General features: G+C 73.1%; 11 protein-coding genes and 1 pseudogene. 6 read left to right on the forward strand and 6 right to left on the reverse strand.

Features of this window, described 5'->3' with window-relative positions; translation table 11 throughout:
- Both ACPXCS_RS11935 and ACPXCS_RS11940 read left to right on the forward strand, forming a co-directional pair.
- Positions 1-503: pseudogene (locus tag ACPXCS_RS11935) on the forward strand (DEAD/DEAH box helicase); the annotation flags it as partial.
- A gap of 102 nt (positions 504-605) precedes the next feature.
- Positions 606-1,487 (forward strand): alpha/beta fold hydrolase, encoded by an 882-nt coding sequence (locus ACPXCS_RS11940; RefSeq protein WP_425946515.1) that lies wholly within the window; start codon positions 606-608, stop codon positions 1,485-1,487.
- A 55-nt stretch (positions 1,488-1,542) separates the two neighbouring features.
- On the opposite strand, the gene ACPXCS_RS11945 is transcribed toward ACPXCS_RS11940, so the two are convergent.
- A complete protein-coding gene (locus ACPXCS_RS11945; RefSeq protein ID WP_425946516.1) occupies positions 1,543-2,226 on the reverse strand; it encodes a TetR/AcrR family transcriptional regulator in 684 nt (227 codons plus the stop codon).
- A gap of 97 nt (positions 2,227-2,323) precedes the next feature.
- On the opposite strand from ACPXCS_RS11945, the gene ACPXCS_RS11950 reads away from it, so the two are divergent.
- Positions 2,324-3,325 (forward strand): NAD(P)-dependent alcohol dehydrogenase, encoded by a 1,002-nt coding sequence (locus ACPXCS_RS11950; RefSeq protein WP_425946517.1) that lies wholly within the window; start codon positions 2,324-2,326, stop codon positions 3,323-3,325.
- An 82-nt stretch (positions 3,326-3,407) separates the two neighbouring features.
- On the opposite strand, the gene ACPXCS_RS11955 is transcribed toward ACPXCS_RS11950, so the two are convergent.
- Positions 3,408-4,301 (reverse strand): NYN domain-containing protein, encoded by an 894-nt coding sequence (locus ACPXCS_RS11955; protein WP_425946518.1) that lies wholly within the window; start codon positions 4,299-4,301, stop codon positions 3,408-3,410.
- Positions 4,302-4,528: 227 nt separating this feature from the next.
- Between ACPXCS_RS11955 and ACPXCS_RS11960 the strand changes: the two genes are divergently transcribed.
- Together ACPXCS_RS11960 and ACPXCS_RS11965 are read left to right on the forward strand one after the other, a co-directional pair.
- Positions 4,529-4,681, forward strand: coding sequence for a hypothetical protein (locus tag ACPXCS_RS11960; RefSeq protein WP_094057445.1), 153 nt, complete (start codon positions 4,529-4,531; stop codon positions 4,679-4,681).
- A 135-nt stretch (positions 4,682-4,816) separates the two neighbouring features.
- Positions 4,817-6,907 carry a trypsin-like serine peptidase gene (locus tag ACPXCS_RS11965; RefSeq protein ID WP_425946519.1) on the forward strand — a complete coding sequence of 697 codons (2,091 nt, stop codon included), beginning with the start codon at positions 4,817-4,819 and terminating at the stop codon, positions 6,905-6,907.
- Between the two features lie 2 nt (positions 6,908-6,909).
- Here the strand turns inward: ACPXCS_RS11965 and ACPXCS_RS11970 are convergent, their stop codons facing one another.
- From ACPXCS_RS11970 to ACPXCS_RS11980, 3 genes are all read right to left on the reverse strand, one after another.
- Complete coding sequence (locus ACPXCS_RS11970) at positions 6,910-7,515, reverse strand: MarC family protein (RefSeq protein WP_425946520.1); 606 nt, start codon at positions 7,513-7,515, stop codon at positions 6,910-6,912.
- Between the two features lie 144 nt (positions 7,516-7,659).
- On the reverse strand, positions 7,660-8,520 hold the full coding sequence (locus ACPXCS_RS11975) for a PHP domain-containing protein (protein WP_425946521.1): 861 nt from the start codon (positions 8,518-8,520) through the stop codon (positions 7,660-7,662).
- 111 nt (positions 8,521-8,631) lie between these two features.
- Complete coding sequence (locus ACPXCS_RS11980; RefSeq protein ID WP_425946522.1) at positions 8,632-9,273, reverse strand: DUF6758 family protein; 642 nt, start codon at positions 9,271-9,273, stop codon at positions 8,632-8,634.
- Between the two features lie 160 nt (positions 9,274-9,433).
- Between ACPXCS_RS11980 and ACPXCS_RS11985 the strand changes: the two genes are divergently transcribed.
- Positions 9,434-10,696 carry an MFS transporter gene (locus ACPXCS_RS11985; protein WP_425946523.1) on the forward strand — a complete coding sequence of 421 codons (1,263 nt, stop codon included), beginning with the start codon at positions 9,434-9,436 and terminating at the stop codon, positions 10,694-10,696.
- 30 nt (positions 10,697-10,726) lie between these two features.
- On the opposite strand, the gene ACPXCS_RS11990 is transcribed toward ACPXCS_RS11985, so the two are convergent.
- Positions 10,727-11,311 carry a suppressor of fused domain protein gene (locus ACPXCS_RS11990; protein WP_344536398.1) on the reverse strand — a complete coding sequence of 195 codons (585 nt, stop codon included), beginning with the start codon at positions 11,309-11,311 and terminating at the stop codon, positions 10,727-10,729.
- Between the last annotated feature and the right edge of the window lie 35 nt (positions 11,312-11,346).

Consider the following 11,346-nt stretch of genomic DNA (forward strand, 5'->3'; position numbering starts at 1 on the left):
AGATCCCGGCCCAGACGGCTCAGGAGCCCGACGCCACGGCGACCAAGCCGCGCCGCACCCGCAAGACCGCGGCGTCCACGGCGGAGACCGCCGTCGACACGGCCGAAGCCACCGAGGCCAAGCCGCGCCGCACGCGCAAGACGGCCGCCGCCACCACGGACACGGACACCGGCACGGAGACCGCCGAGGCCAAGCCGCGACGGACGCGCAAGACCGCCGCCGCCGCAGCCGAGGCCGTCGACACCGCCGAAGGCACGGAGGCCAAGCCCAAGGCCCGCCGTACCCGCAAGGCCGCCGAGCCCACCGAGCCCGCCCGGGCCGCCGAGATCCCGGCCCAGACGGCTCAGGAGCCCGACGCCACGGCGACCAAGCCGCGCCGCACCCGCAAGACCGCGGCGTCCGCCAAGGCCGAGGCCACCGCCTCGGAGGACGTGGCGGAGGCCAAGCCCAGGGTCCGCCGTACCCGCAAGGCCACGGCCGCCGCGGAGTCCACGGAGGGCTGACGCAGCCTGTTCGACGGCCCGGTTCCCGCGCGGGAACCGGGCCGTCGGCGTTCTCCCGGGCGCCCGGCCGGTGCCCGCTCCCCCACCCGCTACCCTCACCCCGTGACCAGCCATCCCGCCTTCCCCCCGCCCCCGGGCGCCCGCGCGTACCGGCTGCGCACGGCCCGGGGCGAGTTCGCCGTCGTCGACTCGTCGCCGGAGGCGGGTGCGGAGGTCAGGGGGGTCGTCCTGATGCTGCCCGGCTTCACCGGGAGCAAGGAGGACTTCCGGCTGCTGCACGAGCCGCTCGCGGCGCGGGGGTACCGGGTCGTCGCCGTGGACGGGCGGGGCCAGCACGAGTCGGGCGGCCCGTCGGACGACGAATCCGCCTACGCCCGACCCGAACTGGCGCGGGACGTGCTCGCGCAGGCCGCCGCGCTGGGCGGGTCCGTGCACCTCGTGGGGCACTCGCTCGGCGGGCAGATCGCCCGGGCCGCCGTGCTGCTCGATTCCTCGCCCTTCCGCTCCTTCACCCTGGTCTCGTCCGGTCCGGCGGAGATCTCGATCTCCCAGCAGCAGCGGGTGAAGCTGCTCAGGGACGCGCTCGCCGTCATGTCGATGGCGGAGGTGTGGGAGGCCATCCAGGCGATGGGACCGCCGGAGGAGGTCGGCGGGCCGGCCCGCGGGCTCGGCGACCAGGACCAGCTGCGCCGCCGCTGGCTGGGTCACAGCCCCGCCCAACTGCTGGCGACCGGGCGTCAGTTGTGCACCGAGCCGGACCTCGTCGCGGAACTCGCCGCGTTGCCGCTGCCGTTCCACGTCCTGTCGGGTGAGCGCGACGACACCTGGCCGGTGCCGGTCCTCGACGACATGGCCGTCCGGCTGAACGCCCACCGCACGGTCGTCGCGGGGGCCGAGCACTCCCCCAACGCCGACCGTCCTGCGGAGACGGCCCGGGCCCTCGCCGACTTCTGGGACCGCCTCGGCGCGGCCTGCGGCTCCTGAGGGCCTGTTGCCGGACCGGTCCGCGCCCCGCGGCAGATACCGGGTACCGGTCCCCTCAGGCCCTGGAGGGCCGCTGTCTCCGGGGGTGGTCCGTCGCGATCGGCAGGCTGCGCAGGGTCAGCGCAGCCGGCGGAGGCAGCGGCCGGTGGGCCGTGTCGGCGCGGAACGACTGGAGCAGATAGGCCACCAGGCGCCGGGACGCCGCACCGTCGTCCGGCAGGGCTGTCACCAGAGCGCAGTGTGTCAGCAGGACCACGACGAGGTCGGACGGGTGGAAGTCGGCCCGCAGCGCGCCCGACGCCTGGGCCCTGCGCACCAGGGTGGTGAAGTCCCGCTCGGCTCGCTGCCGCGCCCGCGTGTGCTGGGACGCGCTGTCCGGGAAGGCCGCGAGGAACGCGGCCGGGAACCCGCGCTCCTGTCGTTGCAGGGCACAGACCGTCTCGACCAGCTGCTGGAAGCCCTGCCACGGATCGGATGCGGCCAGGGCCTCGGTGAGCGCCCGCGTGCAGGCCTCCATCTGCTGGGCGAACGCGCCTCTCACCAGGGCTTCCCGGGTCGGGAAATGCCGGTACAGCGTCGCCACGCCCACCCCGGCCCGCCGGGCCACGGTCGCCATCGGGGCGTCGATCCCGTGCTCGGCGAAGACCGCGCGGGCGGCGGCGAGGACGCGCTCCCGGTTGCGCCGGGCATCGGCCCGCACCCCGTCGCGGCCCGTGATCCGAGAGGATTCCGCTCTCACTGTCTCTCGCTTCCGTTCGAAACGGACGATCGCGTCCGCTTGGAGCTTACGGTCGACGCCAGATCCCCGTGGGCCCCCCGCAGGCAAAGGCGCGACGATGGACGACCGCATGATGAAGGCAGTGCTCCACGACCGCTACGGCGGTCCCGACGTGCTCTACACGGGCCGCGTGCCTCGCCCCGAGCCGGCCCGCGGCGAGGTCCTGGTGAAGGTGTACGCGTTCAGCGTCAACGGCGGCGAACTGGCGGCTCGCGCCGGCCGTGTCCGCCTCCTGGGCGGCCGGGGTTTCCCCAAGCGCGTCGGCTTGGACTTCACCGGCGAGGTCGCCGCACCGGGGGCCGGGGTCACGCGGTTCGCGGCCGGTGACCGTGTCTGGGGGGTCCTGGGCCGCACCTCCGGGTTCGGCAGCGCCGCCGAGTACGTGACCGTGCCCGCCGAGCGGGTCGGCCGGCTCCCCGACGGCCTTGATCCGGTGGCCGCCGCCGCGCTGCCGGTGGCCACCACGGCCATCACCGCGCTGCGGGACAAGGCCGGGCTGCGCCCCGGCGAACGACTCCTCGTCCGGGGCGCGGCGGGCGGTGTCGGCAACGCCGCCGTCCAGCTCGGACGGGCGTACGGCGCGCAGGTCACGGGCCTGGCCCGGGCGGCCAACCTCGACTTCGTCCGCGGGCTCGGCGCACACGAGGCCGTCGACCACCGGGCCGTGCGGCCGGCGGAGCTGGGCCGCTTCGACGTGGTTCTGGACACCGCGGGGACCGGCCTGCGGGCGTTCCGGCGCCTGCTGAGGCCCGGCGGGCGCATGGTCACCATCGCCTTCGACCTGGAGCGGCCCGTCGCGTCGCTCGGCTACCTCGCGGCCAGCACGGTCCACGGATCCGGCCGGGTGCGCTTCTTCAGCGGCAACCCCACGCGGGCGGACTTCGACGACCTCGCCCGCCATGTGGTCGAGGGCAGGCTGAGGCCCGCGGTGGACAGGGTCTACTCCCTGGAGGAGACGGCAGCGGCACACCGGGCGCTGGAGGCGGGCGGCGTCCGGGGCAAGTACGTGGTCAGAGTCGCACCGGGCCTGCGCGGAGACGCTGATCACGGCCACGCGTGAGGGCGGCGACGGGGATCGCGCGTCGGCCGGGGCTGGAGCCGGGCGCGTTCCCGGTGAGGTCCCGGCGTCTTCGCCGCACGGCCTAGTACTGCGTCTGCAGGTGCTCCCAGAAGCCGTCGCGCAGGGCCCGTCGCAGATCCGCCTGTCCGCGCAGCGAGTACTGCAGCAGCCCCTCCGCCTCCACGAGCAGGTCCTGGTCGACCGAGCCCGGCAGATAGGGGTGTCCGGGCAGCAGTTCCACCAGTGCGTCCCGGCCCCGCGCCGCCAGCCACTTCGCCGAGATCTGCGCGCCGACGAACCGCACGTCGTCGCGGGTGGGCCGGCCCGCGGTCGTCTCGTGGGCCGGGGCGGTGCGGCGGGAGACGTACGGCTTGAAGAAGTCGAGGTCGAGGGTGCGCTGGCTGTCGACCTCCCACAGCAGCGGCTCGGCCTGGTTGCGGCCCTCCGGTGCCTCGATGCCCCAGAGGTGGACGCGGGCGCCGTAGCCCTGGGCCGCCTCGACGGCCGACACCAGGTCCTCGTCGCCGCCGAGCAGGGCCGCGTCGCTGATGGCGCGGTGGCGGGCGAGGGACTCCAGGTCGGAGCGGATGAGGGAGTCGACGCCCTTCTGCTGGTTGTTGGCGTTGAGGTTGCCCAGCCGTACCTTCACGTCCGGCAGCTCCGCGATGGACTGCTGCTCCGCCGTGTGGATGCGGCGCCGGGCGCCGTCGTACCAGTAGACCCGCAGCAGCCGGCTGTCCGCGAAGATCGTGCGGGCCCGGTCGATGAGCGCGTCGATCAGGCCCTCGGCGTCCAGATCGAAGGCGCGCCGGTCCTCCGTCCCGGCCACCAGGCGCCCCGCGGCCGCGTACAGGTACCCCGCGTCGACGAAGATCGCGTGGGTCGAGGGCGTCTTCGCCACCTCGGCGAGCATGCGCAGGAGCAGCTCGTTGGTGCGGTCGATGCGGGCGCCGAGCGCCGCCAGGTCGTCGTTCATCGCCTCCATTGTCCCGGCGGTCACGCAACGAACACAACCGGTCCCGGTCGGTCTCGTAACGACACTCTTACGGCTCGGTAATTAGCCGTTCGAAAAATTTCCTTAGCGTAGGGAATGTTTGACCCAGGCATCTCTGTTGACCCATACGGAACACCGAGCACCGCAGCCGGTGGGCCGCCACACAAGTAGTTCTCCTCAGGAGGATGACCAGACGAAGGGAGAAGCCCTTGCGCTTCGAAATCATGCGACTCGACGACGTGGACGGCACGCCTGTGGACACCACCGTCGTGGACGCCGCCTCCGTCAACCGCATCGTGCAGCAGGCCGCCGCCATCGGGCAGCGCCTGTGGATCCGCCCGGCCGAGACCACGGCCTCATAACGCGCGCGGCTCTCCCACACCTCGCAGCCCCCGCTCGGCATCGGCCGGGCGGGGGCTCCGCTGTTGCGGGCCGCCCCGGCCGGGGGCGTACTGGCCGGAGGGGACGCCGAGAGCGAGAACGGGACGGTGGGCCGCATGGCGGTGACGGGCCGGTCGAACGAGCGACTGCACGACCAGGTGCTCGCCGAGGCCGCGCAACGGTACGAGGAGTCGTCCCCGGAGCGCGAGCGTGTGGAGAGCAGGATGGCGGCAGGGGTGCGTTTCCCGGACGCCCCGGACGCGCTCGCCGTCCGCGCGGACCGGATCCTGGGCCGGGGCGGTCTGTCGCCCACGGCGGTGGTGGCGGACATCCACGGGGAGGCGATGGACCTGCCCGGCGCCAACGAGCGCATCATCGACCTGTCCAACGAGCTGCAGGCCTGGAGCTTCCTGCCGCGCGGGGTCAGGGCCGGGGCCTCGGTCGCCCGGATCACCCTGCGCCGTGACGGCCGTGAGCTGCCGCACGGCACGGGCTTCCTGGTGTCGCCGCGGCTGATGATGACCAACCACCACGTGCTGCCGGACGAGGACTTCCCGCGCCACTGTTTCGCGGAGTTCAACGCGCAGGTCACGATCGACAACCAGCCCGACACCGTCGTCCGCATGGAGTTCGATCCCGGCACGTTCTTCGCGGCGGACCAGCGGCTCGACTTCGCCCTCGTGGCGGTCGCGCCCGCCCAGGACGGCCGCACGGCGGGTGAGATCTTCGGCTGGAACCGGCTGAGCGTGCAGATCGGCAAGCTGGTCCTCGGCGAGAAGGTCAACATCATCGGTCACCCGGACGGACGCCTGAAGGAGATCGTGCTGCGCGACAACGCCGTGCTCGTGCGGCTCGACGACTTCGTCCACTACCGGACCGACACCCGCCCCGGGAACTCGGGCTCCCCGGTCTTCAACGACCAGTGGGAGGTCGTGGCCCTGCACCACAGCGGGGTGCCGAAGAAGGACGACCAGGGACGTATCCTGCGCCGGGACGGCCGGCCCTGGGAGCACGGCGACGGCGACGACGCGATCGACTGGGTCGCCAACGAGGGCGTGCGGATCAGTTCGGTCCTGAAGCACCTGGCGGGGCTGGACCTCGATGCCGGGCGGCGCGCCCTGCTGGCCGAGATGGGCCCGGACTCCGGACTGGACCAGAGCACGGCCGTCGCACCCGGGGCATCGCTCGGTCCGGCGGTGGACGCGCGGCCGACGAGCCGCGCGGCGTCGGACGGCGGCGCCCACGCGGCCACGGCCTCGCGGGAGAGCGGGACGTCCCGCCCGGCGGACCGGACCGGACTGCGTGCCCGGAGCACCGCCTTCGGCGGCCGGAAGCACCTGGTCTTCCTGCACGGCAGGGACCAGCACGGCAAGAAACCCGTGGACCTCCGTCTGAACTGGACGGCCGGCCTCAACAGCGGTCTCACCCTCGCCTCACTGCCCGCGCTCGATCCGCAGGACGTGTGGTTCCCGTACTACGGCACCCGCCTGCACGACCTGGTGAGCGGCCGGGAGAGCACGAGCGAGTCCCTCGACCTCGACCGGCTCGGCGCCGCCGCTGCCGCCGAGGTCTTCGCGGCGCAGTCCCCCACCGGCTCCTACGAGCGGCTGATCCACGAGGCGGCCACCCGGGCCGGCATGCCCCAGAACGGGCCGGCCACCACGGAGGGCTTCGGATCGGGCCTGGTCGGGCCGCTGCGCCCGCTGAGCTGGCTCGCCGCCCGCTCCGACCTGGACGAGTGGACGATCGCCACGTTCCTGCGCGACGTCGACCTGTACCTCGGCGACAGCGCCGTGCGGCAGGCCGTGCTGGACAGCGTCCTGGAGACCATGCCCACGACCGGCGAACTCGTGCTGGTGACGCACAGCCTGGGCACGGTCGTCGGCATGGACCTGCTGACCCGCCTGCCCGAGGGCCTCGACCCCGTCCTGATGGTCACGGCGGGCAGCCCGCTGGGCCTGGACGGCGTCAACGAGCGGCTGCTGGCCCGCGGCCCGCACCGGCCGCCCCGGGTCCGCGACTGGGTCAACGTCTGGTGTCCCACCGACGGGGTGGCCATCGGCTGCCCCCTGGAGGACGAGCGCTGGGGCAAGGTCACGCAGCCGGCCGTCCCCAACGGCCGGGACCGGGCGCACCAGATGGAGGCGTACCTCTCCCACCCGGGAGCGGCCGGCCCGATCGGCTCGGCCCTCACGCGCCGGGACTGACGTCAGCTTCCCTGGATGACCTGCGTGACGCCGTTGATGATCTGCTGCACGGCGATCGCGGAGAGCATCATGCCCGCGAGCCGGGTCACCAGGACCACGCCGCCGTCCTTGATGATCCGGATGATCACCAGCGAGTAGCGCATCACCAGCCACAGCACGACGTGGATGGCGAGGATCGCCGTCCACACGGAGACCTGCGCGGTGACGGTGTGGGCCTTCTGCACGGCGAGGATGACGGACACGATGGCCCCCGGCCCGGCCAGCAGCGGCATGCCCAGCGGCACCAGCGCGACGTTGACGTCCTTGGTCTGCTGCGGCTCGTCGGTCTTCCCGGTGAGCAGGTCGAGCGCGATCAGCAGGAGCAGCAGTCCGCCCGCGATCATCAGCGCGGGCACCGAGACGTGCAGATAGTTCAGGATCTGGTGCCCGAGCAGCCCGAACACGGTGATGACGCCACCGGCGACGCAGACGGCCTGGAACGCCATCCGCTTCTGCACCTTCCCGGGCCGCCCGGCGGTCAGCGCGAGGAAGATCGGGGTGATCCCCGGGGGATCCATGATGACGAAGAGGGTGAGGAAGAGGGAGCCGAAGACGGCGAGGTCGAACATGACGGTGATGGCCTTGCGAGTGAGAGCGGAACGCGCGCGGGGCAGCGGTCGTCACCGCTGCGGGCGGGCGTTGCGCGGGGCGGAACGGGTGGGCACGCCCGGCGGCGCCGGGTGCCTGGGAAACGGATCTTCGGGAGAGGAACCTCAGACGGCTCCGCCGGCCCCCGGCACGGGGAAGGCCCCGAACGCCCGGCGCGTGATCTCCCCGTACACCTCGGGATCGGTCGTGTACTCCCCGAGCACGCAGCTCTTCCGGCTGCCGTGGTAGTCCGAGGACCCGGTCACGAGCAGTCCGAGCTCGGCGGCCAGCCCCCGCAGCCGCGCGCGCGTGTCGGTGTCGTGGTCCATGTGGTCGACCTCGATGCCGTCCAGCCCTGCGGCCGCCATCTCGGCGATCGCGGCCTCCGGCACGGTCCGCCCCCGCTTGCTGGCCGCGGGGTGCGCGAACACGGCGACCCCGCCCGCGCCCTTGACCAGCCGGATCGCCTCGAACGGATCGGTCTCGTGCTTCTCCACGAAGACCCGGCCGCCGTCGGCCAGCCAGTCCTGCGTGAAGGCGTCGTTCACGGTCGGCACGACACCCAGCTCCACGAGCGCGCTCGCCACGTGCGGCCGCCCGACGGACCCGTCACCGGCGATCCGCGCCACCTGCTCCCAGGTCACGGGCACGCCCAGCTCCTGGAGCTTGGCGATCATGCCCCGGGCCCGCGGCACGCGGTCGTCGCGCACCAGCTCCCGCTCGGCGAGCAGCGCGGGCTCCCGCGGGTCGAAGAGGTAGGCCAGCAGGTGCATGCTGATGCCGTCGAGGCGGCAGGAGAGCTCGGCCCCGGTGACCAGGGTCAGCCCGGGCGGCAACGCGGCGACCGCCTCGGCGTGCCCGCGCGTGGTGTCGTGATCGGTGAGCGCGACGACGTCCAGCCCGGCCGCGGCGGCCTTGCGCACCAGCTCGGCCGGCGTGTCCGTACCGTCGGACGCGGTGGAGTGGGTGTGCAGGTCGATGCGCACGACGCGGACTCCAGACACGGGACGGGGCGGACGGGGCTGCTCAAGGATAACCGCATGTACGGCACCCGCTGTCACACCTGAAAGGCCCCGGCGCCCCCTACAAGCCGGGCGCTAGGGTCCCAGCAGCCGCGGCGACAGGGCGCCGCAGGGCACCAGCTCGACCTCGGCCCCGGCCTCCCGCAGATCCGCCAGCACCAGCTCGTCGTACATCAGCAGCCCCGACTGCTCGGGCCACACCACGGCCCACAGCCACAGCCCCAGCGCCTCGCCGGCGAACACGGCCCGGTCCTCGGGCGCCCCGGCGACGTGCCAGAGCGGTGTCGGCCGCCCCGCGGCGAGCACCTTCGCCTGGGCCGGCTTCCCGACGTCCATGAAGGGTCCGGGATCGGGCCCGTCGATCCCGGCGTACCGCGCCCCGAGTCCGACACCCAGCTCCTCGGCGACGAGGATGAGCTCGCCCATGCCGCCGAGCGGTCCGGGACCCGTGCAGGCGACGGCCGTCGCGCGACCGCCCGTGCGGTCGTCCCCCGCGCAGGCCACGCCCGTGAACAACCAGCCCACCGGCAGCGGCCACGGCATCCACACCGGCACCTTGGTCCGGTGCACCACGACGTTGAGGGCGTCGACGCTGGGCGGTATCACGGGCTGCACCGGATGAACGGTGCCGTGCACATCGCACTGCCACGAGTCGGAGAAGAGGCCGGGAGCCCTGACCCGGCCACCGCACTTCGGGCAACTGGGTTCGCCCCTCATAGGGCCCCACGGTCCTACCCCGGCCCCGCCGCGTCAAGGACGATCACCCATCCGGACGGAACCCGTCACCGCCCATATTGCATGCACCTTGCATTAATTAGCCTTGCTAACTTAATGTGTGTATATACCAACTACTGCTGTCTCGGGAAAGGGAGCACGCATGGACCCCCTCGACGCCGGAGCGGGCGGCCTCCTGAAGCAGCCCACGTCCGTGTGGGCGACCGCCGGGGCGGCGGTCGTCGCCTTCATGGGCATCGGGCTGGTCGACCCCATCCTGCCGTCCATCGCCCGGGGCCTGGACGCCACGGCCGGGCAGGTCTCCCTGCTCTTCACCTCGTACTTCCTGATCACCGCCGTGGCGATGCTGGTGACCGGGTTCGTCTCCAGCCGCATCGGCGGCCGCAGGACCCTGCTGCTCGGCCTCGCGTTCGTGGTCGTCTTCGCCGGGCTCTCCGGCACGTCGGGATCGGTCGGCGAACTGGTCGGGTTCCGGGCGGGCTGGGGCCTCGGCAACGCGCTCTTCGTCTCCACCGCCCTCGCCGTCATCGTCGGCGCGGCGGCCGGCGGCAGCGCCGCCGCGATCCTGCTGTACGAGTCGGCCCTCGGCCTGGGCATGGCGTGCGGCCCGCTGCTGGGCGCCCTGCTCGGCGACGCCAGCTGGCGCTACCCGTTCTTCGGCACCGCGTTCCTGATGGCCGTCGGCTTCCTGTGCATCGCGGTGTTCCTGAAGGAGCAGCCCAAACCCGCCCGCAGGACCTCGCTGCTGGACCCGATCAGGGCCCTCGGCCACGGCGGCCTCGCCTCCGCGGCGATCTCGGCCTTCTTCTACAACTACACGTTCTTCACCGTGCTGGCCTTCACGCCGTTCGTGCTGGACATGAGCCCGTACCGGTCGGGGGCGGTGTTCTTCGCCTGGGGCGTGCTGCTCGCCGTCTTCTCGGTGATCGTGGCGCCGCGCCTGCAGCAGCGGTTCGGCTCGCTGCGGGTGCTCGGCGGGTCGCTGGTGCTGCTCGCGGCCGACGTCCTCGTGCTCGGCTACGGCTCCCACACCACGGCCGTCGTCTGCACCGTCCTGTCCGGCGCCTTCATCGGCGTGAACAACACCGTCTACACCGAACTGGCCCTCGGCGTCTCGGACGCGCCCCGCCCGGTGGCGAGCGCCGGCTACAACTTCGTGCGGTGGTTCGCCGCGGCGGCCGCCCCGTACTTCGCGCCCAAGATCGAGGAGTGGACCGACGTGCACATCCCGTTCGTGGTGGCGGCCGTCACCGCGGTCGCGGGCGCGCTCGTGGTCGCCGTACGGCGCAGGGCCCTCACGCTCCCCCAAGCTCTCGACTCCGCTCGAGCAGGGGGGACCCCCACCGCCGAGGAGCCGGAGCCCCGGCACGCGACCGAGGACGGGGCCGGCGTCTTGGCCAACTGACGCCCCCGGCCGCGGGTTTGGTGAGCTTGCTCACTCCAGCGGGACGGACTTCCGGGACGGGTCCCGCAGGTCCGTCCCCTGGTTCAGCCACCGCTCCTGCAGCGCCTGCGCGCCGTGCACCCGCTTCCAGGCGGCCTCGTTCGGCGTCATCGGCAGCAACGGCAGGAACCGCACGGGGTCCAGGGGCTCGTCGAGCTCCAGGTCCTCGACCAGGCCGCCCGGCTCCGCGACCAGCACCGAGGTGAAGGCGGCCCCGGGCCACAGCGGTTCACCGACGTCGAGGGAGGCGCCCGGCGCCACGACCAACCCCTCCACCTGCGGGGACGCGGCGAGCACGGCGAGCGGCCTGAGCACCTTGTCGGTGTCGGCCAGGCCAGCCCGGACCGAGAGGACCAGCTCCGCGCGCGGGCCCTTCACGGGGTCGGCGACCACCGCCGTGGGATCCGTCATGGGGTGCGCGGACATGCCGAGCGTGGCGTAGCGGACGATGTCGCCCTCCTGGAAGCGGAGCACCTCTATGCGGTCCGTGCCCAGGAAGGTGACGGCCGCACGCGCGTCCGGTTCGCCCAGCGCCGTACGCAACCGGGCCTCCACCAGAGGAAGAACATCTGCCATGCGGCGAGCATAGAACTCGTCAGTAGCGGGCAAAC

It is taken from the genome of Streptomyces sp. DT190, assembly GCF_049846985.1.
GTDB lineage: Bacteria > Actinomycetota > Actinomycetes > Streptomycetales > Streptomycetaceae > Streptomyces.

What these genes read in the sequence shown, in the direction of transcription:
- ACPXCS_RS11955 (WP_425946518.1), bottom strand. Translation starts at nt 4,301, where the DNA reads ATGAACGACGACCTGGCGGCGCTCGGCGCCCGCATCGACCGCACCAAC.
- ACPXCS_RS11985 (WP_425946523.1), top strand. Translation starts at nt 9,434, where the DNA reads ATGGACCCCCTCGACGCCGGAGCGGGCGGCCTCCTGAAGCAGCCCACG.
- ACPXCS_RS11990 (WP_344536398.1), bottom strand. Translation starts at nt 11,311, where the DNA reads ATGGCAGATGTTCTTCCTCTGGTGGAGGCCCGGTTGCGTACGGCGCTG.
- ACPXCS_RS11970 (WP_425946520.1), bottom strand. Translation starts at nt 7,515, where the DNA reads ATGTTCGACCTCGCCGTCTTCGGCTCCCTCTTCCTCACCCTCTTCGTC.
- ACPXCS_RS11980 (WP_425946522.1), bottom strand. Translation starts at nt 9,273, where the DNA reads ATGAGGGGCGAACCCAGTTGCCCGAAGTGCGGTGGCCGGGTCAGGGCT.
- ACPXCS_RS11965 (WP_425946519.1), top strand. Translation starts at nt 4,817, where the DNA reads ATGGCGGTGACGGGCCGGTCGAACGAGCGACTGCACGACCAGGTGCTC.
- ACPXCS_RS11950 (WP_425946517.1), top strand. Translation starts at nt 2,324, where the DNA reads ATGGACGACCGCATGATGAAGGCAGTGCTCCACGACCGCTACGGCGGT.